We start from the raw sequence: 21,551 nt of genomic DNA, 5'->3' as shown, positions 1-21,551 counted from the left end.
GTTATGTGGCATGAGCTGCATACCTCTGACCCGTACCGGCTTGATTGGGACTAGGCGAGAAATGCCACACATTTTGTCCACTTACCCCGCATTTGCGCAATATCGACAAGAGGTGTATAGTTTATATCTGTGCCGCGGGGTGGAGCAGTTCGGTAGCTCGCCGGGCTCATAACCCGGAGGTCGTTGGTTCAAATCCAGCCCCCGCAACGAATACAGCTCCTGACCAGCTTTGGTCAGGAGCTGTTGGCTTATCCGATAGGTTCTGGGCATCTGCGATTTTATCCACTTACCCGTAATTTTAGAGAACTCTCGAATCAGCCCTTTATCACCTATACACCTCTCGCCGGTGACCAAGCTTAAGCACCAATACAACAAGCTCATTGTCAATTACGTCGTAGATGATTCGATAGTTACCAACCCGTACCCGATACTCACCATTACCCCCTTTGAGTTGAATACACCCTGGAGGTCTTGGATCGCTCTTGAGTCTTTCAATTGCCGAGAGTAATTGAACCGCGAGCCTCTTGTCTGCCTTACTCAGCCTTTCAAGTTTCTTCGCCGCTGACGGCGCATAACTAATAGAGTAAGCCATGTTAAGTACTTAGATTCCAAGCTTGCGCAACAGCTCTTCGTGAGATACTCGGCCAACCTCCTTGCGCGCTTTGGAAGCAGCCAGTATATCCGCCTGATCCTCTAGCGCTTGCACTGCCCGGTCGAAGAACTCAGGTGACACTACAACAGCACGACGCCGCGCCCCGCGGGATGTTATCTCTACAGGAGATCGCTGCGCAGCGGCGATATAGTCACTCTGCTTGCTACGGAACTCTGAAAGGGTAACTGAAGTCATGCTTCAAGTGTACAACTTGTACAAGATTTATACAAGAGGCAAATTATGCATCTCCCCGTTAAGCTGGGTTAAGGCGCTAGCTGACCGGAGGCAACAAAGCACTCGCCCGCGCCCGTAATCTGCCAGCGGCCTGGAGTAAGCAGCACCGCATCGCCGATTTTCAGGTGGCGTTCCGCGATCCGCTCACCGTCAAAAACCCGGAACTCACCCGAGCAAACCAGCACGCAGGAGGGTGACTCGGCCGTAAACTCGGCGTCGCCTACGACGTGCAACAGCTCAAACGGTTTGCTGTGTTGCCCGGCAGCGTCGGGGTTGAATCGCTTGGCCGCGCCAAATTTTTCGGGGGTGAGGCGTGGATCCGCAACCGGCGTGAAATCGGTGATCTTCACCAGCTCGGGGATGTCAATGTGTTTCGGGGTTAGTCCGCCGCGCAGCACATTATCGCTGGGGCCCATAATCTCGATTCCGTAGCCGCCGAGGTAGGCGTGGATAGTTCCCGGGGGTAGCCAGAGCGCCTCGCCGTGTGCGAGCTTCACGTGGTTGAGCAGGGCGGCGACTAGGATTCCTGGGTCGTTCGGGTAGCAGTTTTGCAGTCTGGTAATCAGTCCCGCATAGTCGGCGAGCGCCGCATCGTCACCGGCTGATCCGGCGGCAGCGGCACCTGCGTCGGCGTCAGTGAATCCACCCTCACCGATCCCGATGGCGGCAGCGGTTAGCGCGCCGAGAACGGCCTGCACCTCCGCGCTGTTAGCCAGAACCCACTTAACGGTTTCTTTCAGGCCGCCCGTTGTAACCCGGTCGGTCAGATCCGCCAAAAGCTTCGCGCCGGCTTCGTTGACTGTGTTTTGGGCTGTAATCCGGGTGAGCAGTTTCGCACTGTCTGCCGGATCCCGGAATCCGCACAGCGCCTCAAACCCGGTTTCGAGCGCGAGCACAAGTTCCGGTTTAGAGTTCGGGTCCTTATAGTTGCGCTCTGCCGCAAACAGGTCAAGATTTTTGCTGTTATCGGCGTTAAAGCCCCGCTCTGCTTGCGCTGTTGTGGGGTGCGCTTGAATCGAGAGCGGCTGAGCAACGGCGAGCATTTTCAGTAGGTAAGGCAGGCGATAACCGGTCTCTGTCTCCCAGCTGTGCAGGTCAGTGAATGGGCAGTCAACCAGTTCGCTCGGCGCTTTCGGGTGGGATCCGATCCACAGCTCCGCCTCATGGTTCATAGTTGCTGCGTAACCGAGTCTGTCGCTAATCCCGTTTCGCTCACCCCACTGGTAGGCGATCGGTCTGTTGCGTAGCAACGCAATAGGCGGCATTCTGTTATCAGTCACACAATCAACTTTAGCTGCCATCGCTCAGTTTTGGCTGTTTTCTTGGCCACCGCGGGGCGATTTCATACCACAGCATTATTTTTTGGGGTCCTGGCGGAACCACCAACAACGCCCCAGCTAATCGGGTGGCTTCTCAACCCAGTTGCTCAGGTTCTCGTCGGCTCGCACAACAACGTGCCCGTACAGGTCGGTGCGGAGCGGCACAATCCCACTTGACCGGTAGCTTTCCAGACTGCGCGGCGCGGGATGCCCGTAGCTGTTGCCAGCTCCCGCGGAAACGATCGCGTATTTTGCGTGGCTGAGCGCGGTCAGTTCGGGTGAGGCATCCTTGGATCCGTGGTGCGCCACTTTCAAAACATCAACCGCGAACGTCTCCGGCGCAAACTCCCTGAGCAGCCGGTTGTGTCCCTCTTCGCTGGAGTCGCCGAGCAGCAGAACGCTAAGCTCCCCCGTCTCAACCCGCATAATCAGGCTGGCCTCGTTGGTTTCGGAAGAATAGAAGGGCAGCCCCGGCCCCAGCATCTCCCAGGAGATGCGCCCGACGGATCCGCTGTTGCCCGCCTCTGCCCTACCCCCGGTGCTATACGGGATGCCCGCGCTCTCAAGCTGGGTTACAACGGTTCGCTCTTCCTGCCCGAGCGTTCTCGGTGCGATAAGCGCCCGCTCTGTGATCTCCCTGACCTGCGACAGCGCGCCAACATGGTCGCGATCATCGTGGCTGAGCACAAGCAGCGCGATCCGCCTCACCCCAAAATCATCGAGGCACTCCTGCAGCAGCCCGGGATCATCCCCGGTGTCGACGAGCATCACGGTTCCGGGATCCGCTGTGTTGCGAATCAGAATCGCATCGCCCTGCCCGATATCGCACCCAACAACCGCCCAATCCGTTGGCGCCGCACCCGCGCCTAGGTTTGGTTTCACAACAACGTTGATGCTGACAAGCACCGCGGCCGCCGCAATCAAAACACTCTCAACCGCTGTGCGCAGTCGCGGTTTCAGGCCGGGGCTGGGTTTTTGGGTTATTTTGCGGATCCTGCCAAACACCAGCGGCAGTAAAACAACAGCGCAGAGCGTCACTGCGCCAAGCAGCCCCTGCGGCCACGGAATTTTTGTTGCGACCGCGGCATCACTCAACCAGTTTGCGATCAATAGCACCAGGTTTGAGCAGGCTGCGGCCGGCACCAAAACCAGTTGAACGAGCGGTTCGACAACAGCGAGCGTCAGCATCGCAAGCAGCGCAAAACCGGTCGCGAACGGTGCAATCGGGGCGGCGAGCAGGTTGGCAATAAGCCCGAGCACCGTAATCCCGTCGGAGAGTAACAGCAGAAACGGTGTGCAGCCGAGCTGTGCTGCGACGGTGACAGACAGGGGCATCGCGACTATCTCAGGAACCCGCATTCTCAGCAGGCGCTTCCGAATCGGGTCTGTGAAAAGCAGAATCGCCGCGGTTGCGCTGACTGAGAGCATAAACCCCGGTTTGATTGCCTGCCACGGATCAAACCAGAGCAGCAGCGTCGTCGCAAACCCCAGAATAGCTGTGCCATTAATCCCGACCGTGCCAAACCGCGCAACAAGACACACGCCCGCCATCAACGCCGCACGCAAAACTGACGAGTCCGGCCCGATCAGCAACACAAACCCCGCCAGGGCAGCGAGCGCAGCCGTGTTTCTCACCGCCCGATTTGCACCCATCATGGCGAAGATTTTTGTCACCGCCACAATCACCAGCGCACAGTTCGCGCCCGACACAGCAACCAGGTGCGTCAGCGAGGTGTTTAGCAACTGCTGCTGTTGGTCCGCCGTAATCAGTGAGGTGTCACCGGTTGCAAAACCGGGCACCAGCTGGGCTCCCGGGGTGGATCCGCTCGCCACGGTTAATCTGCTGCGCAGTGTGGCGGCGGCGGTGTTGACGGGGTGAAGCAGGCCGGGCGGCCTGTGAGCGGATCCGCCACCCACCGCCTCGCTCAGCTCCCGCACGCTGATGCTAAACGCGCTTGCGGAGGCTCGCGGCAGCTGCTTAACACTGCCGGTCACCAGCAGCCTGGTGCCGGGCGCCCACTCAGCGGGTTGGGGCCCGCTTAACCACAGCAGCACTCGCACTCCCGCGGGATCGTTCACGGTTTTCGCGGTCACCCAGTTGGTTGTGTCGCCGCCGGCGCGCATTTTCTGTTTGGGGTATTCAACCAGTTCGACCGGGAAGTTTTTAACGCGCTCACTGATCTGGCTGACCGCCTGGTTTCGCTGTTGCTCCTGCACAAACAGTTGGCTGACAAGCAGGGCAGCAACCCCGAGCACGAAAAGCAGAAAAGTGACTACTCCCCGCAGTCGCAAAAGCAGCAGCCAGCGTCTGCGAAAACCCCTGTTTGCTGTCTCACCGTTTAATGCTGCCCGCTGCTGTGTCACTCTGTTCTGCGCCACCCGAGTTCGCTCTGCCCGCACTTGCGACACACGCATTTGTGATGCCCACTTCGAGAGCAACCCGACCGTGACCGCGAACAGAATAATCAGTGCGGCGAGCAGCGCTAAAACCTGCCCCACGCTGATGTCGCTGCCGAGCACAACTGCGATGGTTAGCCAACTGAGCATGGCTGCGCTAAACAGCGTAAACTGTGCGGGCTGTGCACGCTGTTGTTGCGCAGGGGCTGAAACAAAACCGTCCGCCCAGGCGCGCCCGGCTTCGTCTCTGCCCCGGTGTTTTCCCTCCCCTAGCTCGACCCGCTCAAACCGGCCGACCCGCCAAAACTCCCCTCGCCGCAGCATTTTAGACACTCACCTGCGAGGCAATGTTTTGCACTGTTTTATCGCCGATGCCGGGGATTTCCAGCAGGTCCTCAATACTTTTAAACCCGCCGTTTTTACTGCGCCACTCCACAATCTTCTGAGCGGTTGCGGGGCCGATCCGCGGCAGCTGCTGCAGCTGTTCGACCGTGGCCGTGTTGAGATTAATCTTCCCTTCGCCAGAGCCCGATCCGCCACTACCGCCGCCACCGCTGCCTCCGCCGCCGCCTCCGCCGCCGCCAGCACCGGCGCCACCCGCCTGCGCTGCTCCGCCTGTGAATGCGCCGCTGTCGATCTCCTGCTGTGTGGGAATATGGATTTGTTCGCCGTCGTTAACGACGCGCGCCAGGTTAACACCCGTTAAAACTGCCGCATCGGTTAAGCCACCAGCTGCCTCAACCAGGTCTTTCACACGAGATTTCGCGGGCAGCTCATACACTCCCGGCTGCTGCACCTGACCGATAATGTGCGCGACAACGGGAACGTCCGCACCACGACCAGCTGCTCCCCGACCACTATTACCGCCAGATTCACCCGAACCAGCGGAACTGCCCCGATCCGCTCCGGCTTTCCCAGCCGCACTGTTTCTAGCACCACCGGTATTTTTGGCACCTACCTGGGACGCCGAAGCAGCCGAGTCGGAGGTGCCGGGATCCGCATTAGGCAGTGACTGTGGTTTTAACACCAGGTTCAGCACAACCGCGACAAGCGCAACCGCCGCGATTGTGACCGCGGCGAGCACGGGTGTTGAGAGGGTTTGCCGCAGTTTAGTGAGAAACGGCACATCCTCCTCATGCCACAGCGACGCTGCAGCGCCGGACACCGCGCTATCCTCTGTCTCCCAGGATCGCCCATCCTCGCCCGCTCTCCGGGAGCGCGCGGCCGCCACTGGCTCCCGGGATCGCACGCTGTCACTCGAACCCGCAGCCTCATCGGGGTCGGCAATCACAGCGCTAAAGCTGCGGGTTATGGCGTCAGGTTCGGCAGTGCTGCCCCGCGCAGCGTAGGCGAGCGCCTTCTGCCAGGGGTCATCAAACGGGTCACGCGGTGATGGCGTTGTTTGGGAAGTTGATTTAGACATGGCAAAACCGTAGACCACGGTCTTAACCAGCCCGCAAAAAATGCGAGGGCTGTTGATAACTCACCGTGTTTTTGAGTTATCAACAGCCCCGCAACAGCATTAAATCAGCAACCGCCCAAGCAACCGCCCAAGCGGCCGTATCAGCAACCGCCCAAGCACTTCACAAGCACCCAGTCAGGCAGGCAGCAGCCCAGGCAACCGCCCAAGCCCCGCCTCAGCCCCGCCTCAGCCAGCTACCCCTTGGTCGCGATGCTGATGATTCGCGGCAGTCGCACAAAGGTTTTCACGATCTCGCGCTCACCGACAGACTTTTTAATCCGGTCAGCGTCGAGTGCCAGAGCGAGCGCATCCTCTTCGCTAACATCGGCGGGCAGCACAAGCCGGTCACGCACTTTACCATCAACCTGCACAGCGACGGTGATCTCGTCAGCGACGAGCAGTGAACTGTCGGCTTCTCGCCACTCAACCAGCGCGCAGTTGCTCTCGTGGCCGAGAATGTCCCACATTTCCGCCGCGGTGTATGGCGCAAACAGGTTGATCATCAGCGCAATCGTCTCAACGCTCTCGCGAACTGCCGGATCCGCCGCGCCGCATCCGCTGTCAACAGCCTTACGGGTGACGTTCACCTGCTCCATCAGGCGGGCAACAACCACGTTGAACTTGTACTGTTCAACCAGCTGCGGCACGTCCGCGAGCAGGCGGTGAGTTGCCTGACGCAGCTCCCGGTTACCGGCCGCGAAATCAACGCCGGGCTCGCTCTCAACGTCTCGCGCCAGTCGCCAGGCTCGCGCCAGGAACTTGCTTGAACCCTGCACTGACACGTCTGCCCAGTCGATGTCGTCCTCTGGCGGGCCAGCAAAAATCAGTGAGGTGCGGAGCGCGTCAGCCCCGTGATCCCGCAGCTCGCTGGCAAACTCAACCAGGTTGCCCTTCGATTTTGACATCTTTGAGCCGTCAAGCAGCACCATGCCCTGATTTAGCAGGGTTGTGAACGGCTCATCAAAATCAATGTAGCCGAGATCAAACATCACCTTGGTGATAAACCGTGCATACAGCAGGTGCAAAATCGCGTGCTCAACACCGCCAACATACTGGTCGACCGGTCCCCAGAACTTCGCTGCGGCCGGGTCAAACGGCTGGGTCTCATCCTGCGGCGAGTAGAAGCGCAGGAAGTACCAGGAGCTGTCCACGAAGGTGTCCATTGTGTCCGGGTCGCGAGTAAATTCCTCACCGGTTTCAGGGTCGGTGACGGTCGCCCACTCGGTTGCGGCGCCGAGCGGCGAAGCACCCTTCGGTTTCAGATCCAACCCCGCCGCATCGGGCAGGGTTACTGGCAGCTGCTCCGCAGGCACCGGGCGCATGGATCCGTCAGCCCCGTGCAGAATAGGAATCGGGGTGCCCCAGTACCGCTGCCGAGAAATCAACCAGTCACGCAGACGGTAGGTAACCTTGCCGCGGCCGGTTCCAGCCTCCTCAAGCAGGGCAATTTGCTTTTTCACGGCGTCGCCCTTGCTGAGTCCATTAAGCTCGCCCGAGTTAATCAGCTCACCGTCGCCGGTTGCGGCAACACCGGTCTCTGCCGGGTGGCCGAGCGGGTTGCCGTCCTCGTCAAGCACCTCCAACACCTGCACAACCGGCAGGTCAAACTTCAGCGCAAACTCAAGGTCGCGCTGGTCGTGCGCGGGAACAGACATAACCGCGCCGTGGCCGTAGTCGGCGAGCACATAGTCTCCCGCCCAAATCGGGATCCGCTCACCGTTAACAGGGTTGATTGCAAAGCGGTCGAGGAACACACCGGTTTTTTCGCGATCCGCACTCTGCCGCTCAATCTCCGTCTGCTTCTGAGTCTGCACCAGGTAGTCGGCAAAACGCTGCTTCACCTCGTCAGAAACATCAGCAACCAGCTCAGCGGCGAGATCACTGTCTGGCGCAACAACCATGAAGGTTGCGCCGTGCAGGGTGTCTGGGCGGGTTGTGAAAACACGCACCGGCTCGTCACGGCCCTCAACAACAAAATCAACCTCGGCACCCTCGGAGCGGCCGATCCAGTTGCGCTGCATCTGCAACACCTTCGGCGCCCACTTGCCCTCAAGCTTGTCGAGATCCTGAAGCAGCCGCTCAGCGTAGTCGGTGATCTTGAAATACCACTGGGTCAGCTTCTTCTTCACAACGATCGCGCCCGACCGCTCAGAGGTGCCGTCCGGCAGCACCTGCTCGTTCGCCAAAACAGTCTGATCTACCGGATCCCAGTTAACCCAGCTGTCTTTCCGGTATGCGAGGCCGCGCTCAAACAGCTGCAGGAAAATCCACTGGTTCCAGCGGTAGTATTCCGGGTCGCTGGTGTGCAGCACACGCGACCAGTCGAAGCTTGGTGCGTAGGCTTTGAAGCTCTCTTTCTGCTGCGCAATATTGTTGTAGGTCCACTCTTTCGGATCCACACCGCGCTTAATCGCCGCGTTCTCAGCGGGCAGGCCAAAGCTGTCCCAGCCGATCGGGTGCAGCACATCGTAGCCGCGAGACCGCCAGTAGCGAGCCAGCACATCGCCCATGCTGAACGCCTCCGCGTGACCCATGTGCAGGTCGCCGGAGGGGTACGGGAACATATCTAGCACGTATTTTTTGGGGCGCCCAGTGTCCTCGTTGCTGACGTCGAATGGCCGATCAGCCTCCCAAACCTGCTGCCATTTCTCTTGAATCGCGCGAAAATCGTAGTTTTCAGCTTGCTCAGTCACTGTTCCTCTTTTAACTATTTCAGGTTATTAGCGCTGGCGGATCCACCAGCAAAAATAAAACACTCTTATCGTACCGTGTGAGACTCGATCTCAATTGTTTTTACGCTTAAATCAGCGGGAATATCTGAGTGCGTAATCAAAATAACCGCCCTGTCATCTGGCACCGCAGCGATCAGGTCGGTGACCAGCTGCTGCGCGAGATCGTAGTCGACGCCCGCGGTCGGCTCGTCAAAAATCATCACCCGCCAGTCAGCGAGCAGCGCCCGAGCCAGCGCGATCCGCTGCGCCTGACCGCCCGAGATAAGGGATCCGGCCTGCCCGAGCCGGGTGTCGAGCCCGCCACGCTGGCACACCCACTCGCCGAGGCCAACCCGGTCAAGCACCCGCAGCAGCTCCGCGTCGCTCGCGCTCGGTTTGGCAAACTTCAGGTTCTGCCTGAGGTCCGCGTCGAAAATATGTGGTCGCTGCTCACACAGCCCAACGAGCTGCCGCACCCGCGCAGCCCCCAGCTCTTTCGCCTCAACGCCGCCGATCCGGTAGCTGCCCTGATAGTCGAGCAGTCGCACCAGCGCAAGCGCGAGGGTTGATTTGCCGGATCCGCTCTCACCGTTGATAACAACGGTTTCGCCCGGTGCGACCGTGAGGTTCAAATCGGTTATTTGTGGATCGCGCGACCCCGCGTGTGTGACGCTCAGCTGTCGAATCTCAAGCAGCGGCGCCCCGGCAAGCGGCTCGGCAAGCGGTTCGGCATCACCCGCTTCGCCCGGAACCGCGAGGTCGCTTGGCAGCTGCGGAATCTGCTCCGGCAGCGGTTTTTCGGTGAGGTCCGCGATCCGCGCGGCGCTCGTCATAACCCGCCTGCGGGCAGCGAGCGCGGTTGGCGCCTGCACAAACACCTCCGCGATTGCTGCCGGCACGATCACGATTAAACCAAAAGCGGCCGCGCTAACCCCGTTATCGAACGGGATCGCAGCAAAATAGAGGACCAGCAGTGTTGCGATGCCCTGCCCGAGCCCGAGCAGCGCCGCGGTTAAACCGGCGGTTATCGCGGCCCGCGACTGAATCTCAGCAAGCCGCGTCTGCGCTTTCTCAATCAGGACACGCTGCCTGGCAAACCCGTTAAACGCGGCGAGCGTTTCTGAGTTTTCTGCCCGCTCTAAGATCGCGTCGGTTAGTGCCGCACGTGACGCGGCGAGCTCCTTCTCGGTCTCACCCGAGATGCGATCCGTCACCCAGATAGCTAAAACCGCGGTCAGCGCCAAACAGATGGCGGTAACAACGGCGGCGGCCGGTGAGATCACCGCAACCAGAATCAGGGACAGAACAGTCACCGTGGTGCTGACGATCAGCGGCTGGCGGACGCGCAACTGCTCGTCTTGCAGTTGGTCAACGTCGTCAATAAACCCGGCAAGCACCTCGCCGCGGCGCTTCTCCTCAATCGCACCCGGCACCCGGGGAATCAGCGCCGTAAAGGTTTCGGCGCGCAGGTTCGCAAGCTGCGAGAATGCAGCATTGTGGCTGGCGAGCCGTTCAACATAGCGGAACGCAGCCCGGCCGATCGCGAGGGCGCGAACCCCGACAATCGCAAAGTTGAGGTAGAGAATCGGCGGCTGTTCAGCGGATCGAATGATCAGCCACATGCTCAGCGCCAAAAGACCAACAACGCAGCCGTCGGCGAGGATCCCGAGCAGAATCCCCGGGGTTCTCGCGGGACGGTTCGGGATCGCCCGCGCGATCACTCGCCGCTGCAGGCTGTCTGGTTTTAGCACGCTCTGCTGTTTCACTCCCGCCCCGCAATCCGGGCTGCTCCGGCGGCCAGGCCCTCAGCTCCCTCGGCTAGCCGCTCCCCCACTGCGTCCGAATCCGGCCGTTCTTCCCAGGATTCCTCACCCGCCGCAATCTTAACCGTGCGATCCGCCGCCGCAATCACCTGCGGCCGGTGCGAAACAACCAGCACCGCCTTCCCCTCCCGGGCAAGCTCCTGGAACAGCCTGCAAATCCTCGCCTCATTGGTGTGATCGAGCGCGCTCGTCGGCTCGTCAAGAATCAAACAGTCGCTGCCCGTAACCCTGGCATTGTAGAGGCAGCGGGCAATCGCGAGCCGCTGCGCCTGGCCGCCTGAGACGCCGGATCCGCTCGCGCCGAGTAGCTGCGCCGCGTTCAGCGTCGACAGCCCCACCCGCGCAAGCACCTCACTGCCGAGGCGCTGATCGTAACCGGTGTGGCCGAGCGACAGATTCTCAGCGATGGTTCCCTGCATCAGTCCGGGTTTTTGCCCGCACCAGGAGACGCCGCAGTTCGCAGCCGCCTCACCGCCCGAGAGCGGCACAAAACCGAGCAGCGCGCCAACAACGGTCGACTTACCCGACCCGGAAGGCCCGGCCATCACAACGAACTCCCCTGGCCTGACCGTAAAACTGTGCGGGCCGACGGTGATGGCTCTGCCAGATTCTTCGGTGGATCCGTGAGTCACCGTCAAATCCGAGACCACGATGCCAGGCTCCCGCCCAGCAAAGCCCGCCGCACCAGCGCCCGCACCAGCTCCATTCGAACCAGCACCGTCTGCGGCTCCCGCCTCCGGCAGCGCCCGCAGCTCCTTACCCTCGATAACCTTAAACACGGCGCCCGCCGCCTCTAGCCCCTCCGCGGAGGCGTGGAAGGCGACACCCACCTGTCTGATCGGGATAAACACCTCCGGCAGCAGCAGCAAAACAAACAGTCCGAGCGCGAGCGGGAAGTCACCGTAGACGAGCCGCGTGCCGACCGTCACCGCAACCAGCGCAACCGAGAAGGTGCCCGCGAGGTCGAGCACAAAACCGGACAGGAAGGTGACGCGCAAAACCTGCATTGTGCGGCGACGGTAGTCGTCAGAGATTTTGCGGATCCGCTCCTGCTGCCGCTGCTCCCGGCCGAAAATCTTTAGCGTCCCAAGCCCCGAGACCGTGTCTAAAAACGCGCTTGATAGCTGGTTTAGCTGCTCCCACTGGCGGTTTTGCACGCGCTGTGTGGCGAGCCCGATGAGGATCATAAACACCGGAATAATCGGGAACACGATAATCACGATCAGCCCGCTCACCCAGTCCGCCCACAGCACTATCAAAACCAGCACCGGCGTTGCGCACGCCGTCAAAAGCAGCTGCGGCAGGTAGTTTGCAAAATAGCCGTCGAGGGCGTCGAGGCCGCGACCGAGCGTTGTTGCCAGGCGGGTGGATCCACCGTTGCTATCTGCCGCCGGATAGCTCGTGTCTAACCGGTTCAGCGCCGTGCTACGCAGCTGTGCTTTCGCGGCGATGGCGCCGCGGCTGCTGACGGTTTCAAGCAGCCAGGTGCAGAGCGAGCGGGTGACAAGCGCGGCAAAGCCGCACAAAAGCAAAAACCCGATGTCATCACGCGGACACATTCCGGTTAACACCAGGCCGTATTTTTCACCCCTAAGCCACGGGGCGATCAGTGTTGCAAGGGCGTTGGCGATACACCAACACCAGACAATAATTGCGACGGTCCGCAAAACCCCGAGCGCCGCACCAACCCCAAGCACCCGGCGCACGCTTTTTGCGTAGCGCAAAAGCCTCGGGTCAAAGGGTTTCAATCAGCTTCCTTAACGGTTTTGGGTTAAACGTCCAGGTGCTATTTTACTGCACCTGGACGCCCTCACCCTAACTTGCTGCTCAGACTTTTTACGGCCTGTTTTAGGGCAATTTTCATTTTGCCCCCGAGACGGATCAGTGAGCTGACGCCTCAATAGTTTTGCGGCTGATCCGCTTCCTGAACACCCAGAACGTCCACGCCTGGTAGGCGAGCACAAACGGCAGGGTGAAGATAATCGTCCAGGTCATCAGCACCAGTGTCTTTTCGGTGCTGGCGGCGCCGGCGATGGTCATTGACTGTGCCGGGTCGATGTTGGAGATCATCAGGTGTGGGTACAGTGCGCTGAAGATCGCGAGCAGTGCGAACGCGATTGTTACCGCGTTGAGTGTGAATGACCAGCCCTCACGCCCAACAATGTTGAGCAGCCAGCTGCCGATCAGCGCAACCGCGGCGATTGCGGAGCAGGCGATAATCAGCGGCAGGTTCGGGTTGGAAAGGTGCTGAATAATCGTCCACACCAGGAACGCTGCAGCAACAACAATCGTGACAATTCCGACGCGCTTTGCCTGCTGCTGTGCACGGTCGCGAATCTCACCGAGTGACTTCAGTGCGAGGTAGACGAGTCCATGGTTGTAGCAGATCAGTGTCACCGCGATACCGCCGAGCAGACCATAAGGGTTCAGCAGTGTCAGCAGTGTGCCCTCGTAGAGCCAGCCACCGTTGTCCATTTTCGTGATCGGCAGGCCCTGAATCAGGTTCGCGAAAGCGGTTCCCCAGAGCAGCGGCGGCAGCACGGATCCAATCAGGATAAACCAGTCAAACCAGGCAGTCCACTTCTTGCCCTTGCCCTGGTGACGGTACTCGAAAGAGACGCCGCGCAGGATCAGCGCGATCAGGATCAAAAGCAGCGGCAGGTAGAATCCTGAGAACATGGTTGCGTACCACTCCGGGAACGCCGCAAACAGACAGGCGCCGGCAACGATCAGCCAGGTTTCGTTCATGTCCCAGATTGGGCCGATTGTGTTGATCATCACGCGACGATCGGTGTCGTCCTTGCTCAGCGAGAAGAGGGACATGCCGACGCCGAAATCGAAGCCGTCGAGCACAAAGTAACCGATCAGCAGCACGCCCACAATTAAGAACCAAACAGTTGTTAATTCCATTGCTTGCCCTCCTAGTAGACAGTTGCGAAGCTGCTGTGTTCCACTTCGCCGTCATCGTTTTTGTTAATTTCTTCGGGGCCAGCCTGCGCTGCCTTTACAAGCAGTTTAAACTCGACCACTGCGAGCGCGCCATAAACCACGGTGAACGCGATCAGTGACACAAGCACCGCCCACGCCGGTACGCCCGGTGAAACACCCTGCTCGGTTGTCATAACACCGAACACAATCCATGGCTGGCGACCCATCTCGGTGAAAACCCAGCCGACCAGTGAGGCGAGCATTGGCATTGGTGCTGTCCAGATTGCGACGTTCCATACCCAGTTAGGCAGTTTGCGGTCTTTTCTGGTGATCCACAGGCCAACCGCGGAAACCATTGCCGCGAACAGTCCGAGACCGATCATCCAGCGGAACGCCCAGTATGTTACCCAGATAATCGGAGTGAACTGTCCGTCTGCGGGGCAGGTTAGCAGGGAGTCTGGTGATCCACAGTAGTGGGCTGCGAACTCGGTCTGCAGGTCGTTGATGCCCTCAACGGATCCGTCGAAGGTGCCGTTTGCGAGGAAGGACAGCAGGTATGGGATCCGCAGGGAGAATACCTCGTGCATACCGTCAGGGGTGCCGAGGCTGAAGATGGAGAAGCTGGCGTCAGCTCCGGAGGCGCTCTCGTAGATTGCCTCGGCGGCGGCCATTTTCATTGGCTGGGTTTCGGTCATCACAATACCCAGTTCGTGGCCGGAGAAGCCAACACCCAGGAAGCCGATAATGTTTGCCCAGAGGCCAAACTTCAGGCTGCTGCGCATCATCTCGGTGTGCTGGTTGCGCTTCAGGTGCCAGGCTGCGGTTGCGACGATCACGGTTGCCGCGAACATAATGGACGCGAACACGGTGTGTGGGAACTGCAGCAGCGCAACCGGGTTGAGCACAACGTCGATGAAGTTGTCGAGTTCGGCCCTGCCGCGCTCCTCATTGATTGTGAACCCGACCGGGTTTTGCATAAAGGCGTTCGCGGCGAGAATGAAGTACGCTGAGAACCAGGTGCCCATTGACAGACACCAGATTGAAATCAGGTGGATCTTTTTAGGCAGTTTGTCCCAGCCGAAGATCCACACACCAATAAAGGTTGCTTCAAGGAAGAAGGCGATCAGGCCCTCCATAGCGAGCGGGGCGCCGAAGATGTCACCGTTAAAGCGTGAGTAGTTTGACCAGTTCATGCCGAACTGGAACTCCTGCACGATACCGGTGACAACACCCATCGCAAAGTTGACTAGAAAGATTTTGCCAAACAGTCGCACCATCTGCAGCCACTTGTCTTTACCCGTGCGGACCCAGATGGTCTGCATGATAGCGATCAGAAAGCTAAGGCCGATTGTCAGCGGTACGAAGATGAAGTGGTAGAGGGTTGTTAACCCGAACTGCCATCTGGCAAGCGTTACCGCGTCAAGCATCTCAAACACTTATTACCTCCATCAGGAGGGAGCGCCTGGCGAGGTGCCTGGCACCCCACTGTGTGTTACTTACCTTATTTTGAGATATGTTACTTCTAAGGTATGGTGTCAGCCCGTTGCCGACAAGATCTATTTTAGCGAAGCTGTGAATTATCTTAAAATTCGCTTCGATATCAAAATATTAATTTAAAATACTCACTTTCATCTGATAATTGCGTAGGTTTTCAGCAGATTCACCGCCTAGATTCAGGCAAATGTTTCTGCCCTAGGAAAACTCCCGTAAGATAGACTGGTGAATTCTTCTGACGGCGGCAGCAAGCCGCGTTTTCCTTTGCGCCTTGAACGGTGGTTTCACGGCAAGCGTGTGCAGCGAGCTAAGAAACGCGGCAAGGTTGCGACGGTTATCCCCTTCTACAGCTACGGTTCTAACAGGTGGATCCGCATCCTCGGCAGAACCCTGCTGTTGCACGCCGAAAGTCCCGAGCATCAGCACCACAGTTCGGCTGGTCACCCGCTCACCCGGGTGCGCGGTTGGCGCTCTTTTACGAGCGTTCACGCCGCCGACGAGTCGATTGAGATCTTCGCAAACGGTCAGCTGGTGGCAACCACCAAAACCGATTCAGGCGGTGTGCTTGACGCGGTTGTGAACGTTGATTTACCGACCGGCTGGCACACGGTTGAACTGAAAACAGCCCACAACTCCACGAAAGCGGTTGTGCGGATCATCGACAATTCAACCCCGATCGGCATCATCTGCGATGTTGATGACACAATCTTAAACACCGCTCTGCCGCGCCCCTTTGTCGCCGCTTGGAACAGCTTTGTTGCCAACGAGAACGCCAGGCTGGCAACCCCCGGCATGCCGGTTTTAATGGATCACTTAAGCGCCTCAAACCCTGGCGCACCGGTTATTTATGTCTCCACCGGGGCATGGAATGTGGCGCCGGTACTAACCCGCTTCCTGAAACGGCACCTCTACCCCGCCGGCCCTTTCCTGCTAACCGACTGGGGTCCAACCCATGATCGCTGGTTTAGAAGCGGATCCGAGCACAAGCGCCGGGAGCTGCGCCGGATTATCTCCGAGTTCCCCAACACCCGCTGGGTTCTAATCGGTGACGACGGTCAGCTGGATGAGGAGATCTACCACGAGTTCAGTTCGGAGTTCCCGGATCACATCGCTGCTGTCGCGATCCGCCAGCTGTCAACCGGTGAGGCGGTGCTAGCGGGTGGCCGCTCAAAGGCACAACAGCATCGCGCGGTTAGCGGTGTGCCCTGGGTTTATGGCCCTGACGGGGCGGTTTTGCGGCAGCAACTAAAAGAGCTGGGGCTGATTCGCTAAAACCAACCCCAGCTCACTAGCTCACTTAACCCCTGTTTTAGCTCTGCAGCACCGCCGCAATCTCAAGTGTCAGGGTGACGGTGTTGCCGACAATCAGGTTGCCGGTCTTTTCGACTGTGCCACCCCAGGTGAGGTCGAACTCTCGACGGTCGATTGACGCAACCGCGGTCAGGCCGAGACGCTGTGCATCGTAGGCGTCGGTTCCGATGCCGCCGAGCTCGAAGCTGAAAACAACCGGCTTGGTGACACCGTGCAGGGTGAGGTCACCGTGGATCTCGCCGGTTTCTGCGCTGTTGAAGCGCACCTCGGTTGATTTGAAGCTGATCTCCGGGTACTTCTCGGTGTCGAAGAAGTCCTCGTTCTTTAGGTGTGCGTCACGGTCAGCGTTGTTGGTGTCGATTGAATCGGCAGCAACGGTGGCTGTGACGGCGGATTTTTCTGGATCCGCCGCGGTTGTGATCTCGCCTGAGAAGGTGTTGAAGTTGCCACGCACCTTGCTGAGGCCCATGTGGCGAACACTGAAGCTCACCTCTGAGTGGACGGGGTCAATGGCCCAGACACCCTCCTGGTAGCCTGCGATGTCTGCTGCTGTAATTGCCATGCTTTTCTCCTTTACAGTCTGTTGCCGGTGACTGTTGTGTCTTCGGCGCATGACAAATACAACTGGTCAGGCAGCGAATCTATTCCAACAATTTGAAAAAATATTTATCCTTGCCATAAGCAGTGCTAATAACGCGGGTCTAGCGCGGCAGCCCGCAACCTGTTTAGCGGCGGGGTACGGATCCACCCCACGCCCGTGCGGGGTCTAGCGCGGCCGAGATTTTGCGGCCTGGCGTGCCTGGTTTATCGCGGTGTCGTCGATTGCTGCGGGGGTAAACTCGCCGTACCGGTTAATCGCCGCAACCCTGATCAGGTGGTCGGTTATGCTCGGGTTCTTCGGCAGCAGCGCCCCGTGCAGGTAGGTGCCGATAACCTCCCGGTAGCGAGCTCCCTCGGTGCCGTCCTCGGGGTTGTTACCGTCGCCCTGCTTTACGGAGCCGAACGCCTCCGCGTCGGGACCGAGCACGGTGTTGCCGCTGTGGTTTTCGTAGCCGATAACCTCCCCCAGCTCACCGCAGTCGAGCACAATATTGCCGATCATGCGGGTTTGCCCGCCAACGGTTGTGACGTCGAGGATGCCAACGCCCTCCATAATCTCGCCGTTAACCGTCCGGAACTCTTTGCCGAACAGCTGATACATGCCGCAGATCATCAGCATCGGCACCCCGCGATCCGCCAGCTCGCTAAGCGCAGCGGCTTTGCTTTTCAGGTCTTTAGCAACGCGCACCTGACCGGAGTCCTGCCCGCCTCCCCCGACATAGATATCGCCGTCAAGCGGTAGTTCGTCACCGCAGTTGACGCTCACCAGCTCGGCCTCAAAACCGTGTTGGCGGATCCGCTTCAAAAGCGCGAGGACGTTACCGCGATCACCGTACATGTTCATGTCGCGTGGATAGAGTGACACAACCCGCAGCGTGCGCTGCTCGGTTTTCTCCTGCTTGCTCACCAAACCTCCTCAACGTCGGTAATTTCGCTTAAGATTTTGCGCAGCGCGAGCATCGCGGTGTAGGTGCAGTAGATGCGTTTCACCTGCCCGCGGCTTGTTTCCCGGAACTGTTTTAGCCCCTTCGCCAGATCGGGTTCAACCTGCTGCACAGTAACCTCGTCGTGATCCAGTCGCACCGCCATATCCCAGGCGCGGGTGCCGCTGACCAGGGCAACGGGTTTGCCGTTCAGTGCTTTAAAATCAACATCCCACAGCCACGACATGTCACGGCCGTCCGCGTACTGGTCGTTGATCGCGATCATCACCGCGGTGTCGGCGTTGCTGTAGGAGGCGAGGCCGAGCCTGAAACCTGCCGGGTTTTTCACCAGCACGAGTTCGAGCGGGCTGCCGTCAAGCTCCAGACGCTCACCGCGGCCGAACGCGGGTTTAATCTGTTCAAGCGATTTCACCAGGTCGGCGTCCGCGGGTTTACGGCCGAGCTGCTGGGTAATGATTTTGACAATGCCGAGCGCGGCCGCCGCGTTGAGTTGGTTGTAGAGACCGGTTAGCTGCAGTTCCGCGGCATAGCGCCCACCCGCGAGCGAGAACTCGGCGGTGTTGCCGCGCGTTGCCACAAGCGTCACCGTCTGGTCGATAGCGCCCTGATCGGCGGTTTCAAAATCGCCGGTCGCCGCCGCAGCAGCTACTGCAGCATCGCTCGCCGTCGCCGGATCCTCCTCCAGGATCACCTCGATCAGATCGTGCAGCTGCTCATCACTCGGGAAGAGCCGCTCCAGCTCCCGACTAACCCCAAACCTGTGCACGGTCGCCTGGCCGCCTTTCGCGATCTTATCCCCGATCGCGTTCACCAGCGGATCCTGCCCGTTCACCAGCAGATGCCCGGTTGTGGCGTCGGCGATCCGCTCTAAAAACCTCGCCGTTGTGTCAAGCTCGCCGAAACGGTCAAGCTGGTCGCGCAGCACGTTAAGCAGCACCGTGTAATCGGGTTTAACCCGGTTGATGAAGTGCATTGCGTGCGCCTCGTCAAGCTCTAAAACCGCGATGTCGGCAGCCAGGTGGCCCGCGGTGTTCGCCTCCGCAACAGCCGCCGCGATCACACCGCGCGAGAAATTCGAACCGGTTTTGTTGCTAAAAACCGTTAACCCCTGCGCCTCCAGCATCTCAACGATCATCTTCGTTGTTGAGGTTTTACCGTTGGTGCCGCTCACAACCACAACACCGCCGGGCAGTCGGGTAAGGATCCTCGCCAAGTAGTTACTGTCGAGTTTATCGACCACGAGGCCGGGCAGCGCGGATCCGCCGCCACGTAATTTTGCGAGGCGCAGCACAGTTTTACCAACCAGGGTGGAGAGCATATGACGCATGAGCAAAAGCGTATCAAATTTCAGCGGTCGTGAGCTTGAAACATGCCCTTAGCGCGGGCACTATTTTTGCTGCCAAAGGCGCTGTTCTTTGCCGCACAGAAACCGCTTCTGGCGTGGCCACTATTTTTGGCAGCCGGGGCACCAGTAGAGCTTCCGCGCACCAAACTCTTCAAGCACAATGTTTGTGCCGCATCTCGCGCACGGGCTCTGCTCTTTTTTATACACCCAGTGGCGGTCATCGCGGTTAATCAGCGCCTGCTCGTAGGCGCTGCCGGTCAGCCCGTCAATCGTAATCATCTGCCCGACGCGGATCCCGATATCGAGCAGTTTCGCCCAGTCATCCCATAATTCCTGAAGAATCTCGGGTGGCAATTGCTTCGCCGGGGTGTGCGGGTTCAAGCCCGCGCGGAACAGCAGCTCGGCACGGTAGACGTTCCCGATCCCGGCAACCACCGCCTGATCCATTAAAACCAGCCCGATCGGGGTGGCTTTTTTGTGAGCCCGCTCAACAAACCGGGCCTTCGCAGCCTGACTGTTGTCGTTGGCGGGGTCGGGTCCGAGCCGATCCAGCACCCGCTTAACCGCCTCCCCGTCGATTACCTCGCAGACGGTCGGGCCGCGCAAATCCGCGCAAACACTGTCGGTGAGGAGCCTCGCACGCACCTGCCCAACCGGCTCCGGCGGCCAGCTTACCGCCTGAGCCTTCTCAGCCTCGCTGCGCACCCGATCCTGCTCCGCCATGCGCAGCCTGGTTTTGCGTGGCGCGCCAATCGAGGTGACCGAGTCCTCGGCACTCTCATCGACCGCGGCAAACTCGCCAGCACCGTGAATCTCAATATCGGGGTGGATCCTAACCTCCCCCGCAAAATCCCAGGCGCCGTAAATTCCCAGGTGCACACGCAACCACAGCTCGTTTTCAAACCCTAAAAACAGCTGTTTTCCAACCGCCGCAGAGCTGACGAGCGTGCGGCCGTTAATCAGTTCGGCGTCGACACTAAACCTGCCCTGCGGGCTTGTCACCGCAACCGGTTTGTTTAAGAAGTTGCACTCGAACTGTCTCGCTATCCGGTGAACGGAGTGCCCCTCTGGCATACCCGCTAAACCCCCGGCCGATTCACGCCCTTACCGGCAATATCACCGGTTTGCTCGTATTCTGCGAGCTGGGCGATGCGGCGTTCGTGGCGTTCCTCCCCCGGGAAATCGGTTGCGATAAACCGGTCAATCAGCGCAATCGCCTCAGCGGCGGTGTGCTGTCTCGCACCGATTGCGATCACGTTCGCGTTGTTGTGTTCACGCGCAAGCTCCGCGGTTGCCAGGCTCCAGACGAGGGCGGCGCGGATCCCCCGCACCTTGTTTGCGGCGATCTGCTCGCCGTTGCCGGATCCACCAAACACAACACCGAGCGCGGTTTCACCGGCCGCCTGATCTGCTGCGACGGCGAGCGCCGCGTTAATGCAGAACGTAGGATAGTCGTCGAGCGGATCATATTCGCTTGGCCCATGGTCGATAACCTCGTGTCCTGCCTCACGCAGATGATCCTGCACCAGTTTGCTGAACTCCAGCCCGGCGTGATCGGTTGCAATGTGAATACGCATATCTTAAAACCTAACCTGTTTCTCTCGGGGTGCGCACTAGAACTGCGGTGGTGCGGTGCGGGTGCGTTTCACCTCGTAGAAACCTGGCACGGACGCCGCCATCACAATACCGTCCCACAGTTTCAGCGCGTCCTCACCGGTTGGTGCCGGGGTGACAACCGGGCCGAAGAAAGCAACGCCGTCAACCGCGATAATCGGGATACCGACGTCGTTTCCAACCAGTTCGAGTGCACGCTCGGTGTTTTCACGGAGGATCTTGTCGAGGCCGTCGTTTCCTGGCTCGTAGGAGGTGTCAGGATCCGCCGCGGAAATCAGCTCAGCTGGCAGGCCGAGCGCAGCGAGGCTCTCGGTAATTACCTGGGTGATATCGGAGTTGCCGCCCGGGTGGATCCGCTCACCCAGCTGGGTGTAGAGCTCGCCAACAACCTGGTCGCCGTGATCCGCCCGCGCCGCCTCGATAACGCGCAGCGCCTGCATGCCTTTTGCGTGACTGTGGCGGTGAGAGTCGCTCATGTTGCGGCCGTCGTTTAGGATTTTCAGGCTAAAGGGATGCCAGGCAACTGTGAAGCCGCGCACCCTGCTAACCTCGGTTAGCCAGCGGCTTGTCATCCAGCACCAGGGGCAGATGGGGTCGAACCAGAATTCCACGCTTGCAGGATTATTTTCAGCCATAGCAACCAGTATAACCCGCTAATGTGATGAAAAACCGTAAATCTAGAGCTAGGACACAGCCGCGAAAGGTAGACTCTGAGAC

17 protein-coding genes and 1 tRNA gene are annotated in these 21,551 nt (G+C 59.4%); 2 read left to right on the top strand and 16 right to left on the bottom strand.

Annotated elements, in window-relative coordinates; all coding sequences use genetic code 11:
- Positions 1–133: 133 nt before the first annotated feature.
- Positions 134–207, top strand: a tRNA-Met gene (locus EII30_RS06810).
- Between the two features lie 118 nt (positions 208–325).
- Here the strand turns inward: EII30_RS06810 and EII30_RS06805 are convergent.
- From EII30_RS06805 to EII30_RS06760, 10 genes are all read right to left on the bottom strand, one after another.
- Entirely contained in the window at positions 326–592 is a 267-nt protein-coding gene (locus EII30_RS06805; RefSeq protein WP_124886579.1) for a type II toxin-antitoxin system RelE/ParE family toxin, read from the bottom strand.
- A 9-nt stretch (positions 593–601) separates the two neighbouring features.
- Positions 602–847: a type II toxin-antitoxin system prevent-host-death family antitoxin gene (locus EII30_RS06800; protein WP_124886578.1), complete on the bottom strand. Its 246-nt coding sequence runs from the start codon at positions 845–847 to the stop codon at positions 602–604.
- Between the two features lie 68 nt (positions 848–915).
- Complete coding sequence (gene manA, locus EII30_RS06795) at positions 916–2,166, bottom strand: mannose-6-phosphate isomerase, class I (RefSeq protein WP_158608676.1); 1,251 nt, start codon at positions 2,164–2,166, stop codon at positions 916–918.
- A gap of 117 nt (positions 2,167–2,283) precedes the next feature.
- On the bottom strand, positions 2,284–4,926 hold the full coding sequence (locus tag EII30_RS06790; RefSeq protein WP_233569404.1) for a ComEC/Rec2 family competence protein: 2,643 nt from the start codon (positions 4,924–4,926) through the stop codon (positions 2,284–2,286).
- 1 nt (position 4,927) lies between these two features.
- Entirely contained in the window at positions 4,928–6,025 is a 1,098-nt protein-coding gene (locus tag EII30_RS06785; RefSeq protein ID WP_124886575.1) for a ComEA family DNA-binding protein, read from the bottom strand.
- Positions 6,026–6,258: 233 nt separating this feature from the next.
- Positions 6,259–8,757, bottom strand: coding sequence for a leucine--tRNA ligase (gene leuS, locus EII30_RS06780; protein ID WP_124886574.1), 2,499 nt, complete (start codon positions 8,755–8,757; stop codon positions 6,259–6,261).
- A 65-nt stretch (positions 8,758–8,822) separates the two neighbouring features.
- Positions 8,823–10,541: a thiol reductant ABC exporter subunit CydC gene (gene cydC, locus EII30_RS06775; RefSeq protein WP_233569396.1), complete on the bottom strand. Its 1,719-nt coding sequence runs from the start codon at positions 10,539–10,541 to the stop codon at positions 8,823–8,825.
- Positions 10,538–12,346 (bottom strand): thiol reductant ABC exporter subunit CydD, encoded by a 1,809-nt coding sequence (cydD, locus tag EII30_RS06770; RefSeq protein ID WP_124886573.1) that lies wholly within the window; start codon positions 12,344–12,346, stop codon positions 10,538–10,540. Before cydD ends, cydC begins: the two co-directional genes overlap by 4 nt.
- A gap of 133 nt (positions 12,347–12,479) precedes the next feature.
- The gene (gene cydB, locus EII30_RS06765; RefSeq protein ID WP_124886572.1) at positions 12,480–13,508 is read right to left on the bottom strand and encodes a cytochrome d ubiquinol oxidase subunit II; all 1,029 of its coding nucleotides are present in this window, start codon (positions 13,506–13,508) and stop codon (positions 12,480–12,482) included.
- Between the two features lie 11 nt (positions 13,509–13,519).
- The gene (locus EII30_RS06760; RefSeq protein ID WP_124886585.1) at positions 13,520–14,953 is read right to left on the bottom strand and encodes a cytochrome ubiquinol oxidase subunit I; all 1,434 of its coding nucleotides are present in this window, start codon (positions 14,951–14,953) and stop codon (positions 13,520–13,522) included.
- A gap of 292 nt (positions 14,954–15,245) precedes the next feature.
- On the opposite strand from EII30_RS06760, the gene EII30_RS06755 reads away from it, so the two are divergent.
- Complete coding sequence (locus EII30_RS06755; protein ID WP_124886571.1) at positions 15,246–16,292, top strand: App1 family protein; 1,047 nt, start codon at positions 15,246–15,248, stop codon at positions 16,290–16,292.
- Positions 16,293–16,329: 37 nt separating this feature from the next.
- Here EII30_RS06755 and EII30_RS06750 read toward each other — a convergent pair whose 3' ends face one another.
- From EII30_RS06750 to EII30_RS06725, 6 genes are all read right to left on the bottom strand, one after another.
- Complete coding sequence (locus tag EII30_RS06750) at positions 16,330–16,893, bottom strand: YceI family protein (protein ID WP_124886570.1); 564 nt, start codon at positions 16,891–16,893, stop codon at positions 16,330–16,332.
- 204 nt (positions 16,894–17,097) lie between these two features.
- Positions 17,098–17,838: a type 1 glutamine amidotransferase gene (locus EII30_RS06745; protein ID WP_233569382.1), complete on the bottom strand. Its 741-nt coding sequence runs from the start codon at positions 17,836–17,838 to the stop codon at positions 17,098–17,100.
- A complete protein-coding gene (locus tag EII30_RS06740) occupies positions 17,835–19,202 on the bottom strand; it encodes a Mur ligase family protein (RefSeq protein ID WP_124886569.1) in 1,368 nt (455 codons plus the stop codon). The genes EII30_RS06745 and EII30_RS06740 overlap by 4 nt, the downstream gene beginning before the upstream one ends.
- A gap of 120 nt (positions 19,203–19,322) precedes the next feature.
- Entirely contained in the window at positions 19,323–20,294 is a 972-nt protein-coding gene (locus EII30_RS06735) for an Fpg/Nei family DNA glycosylase (RefSeq protein ID WP_124886568.1), read from the bottom strand.
- Positions 20,295–20,299: 5 nt separating this feature from the next.
- Entirely contained in the window at positions 20,300–20,797 is a 498-nt protein-coding gene (locus tag EII30_RS06730) for a ribose-5-phosphate isomerase (protein WP_124886567.1), read from the bottom strand.
- 36 nt (positions 20,798–20,833) lie between these two features.
- Positions 20,834–21,469: a DsbA family protein gene (locus tag EII30_RS06725; RefSeq protein WP_124886566.1), complete on the bottom strand. Its 636-nt coding sequence runs from the start codon at positions 21,467–21,469 to the stop codon at positions 20,834–20,836.
- Between the last annotated feature and the right edge of the window lie 82 nt (positions 21,470–21,551).

It is taken from the genome of Leucobacter sp. OH1287, from assembly GCF_003859945.1.
In the GTDB taxonomy this organism is placed as follows: domain Bacteria; phylum Actinomycetota; class Actinomycetes; order Actinomycetales; family Microbacteriaceae; genus Canibacter.
The sequence above is the reverse complement of the archived record's forward strand: the minus strand, read 5'-3'. Positions and strand labels throughout refer to the sequence as shown.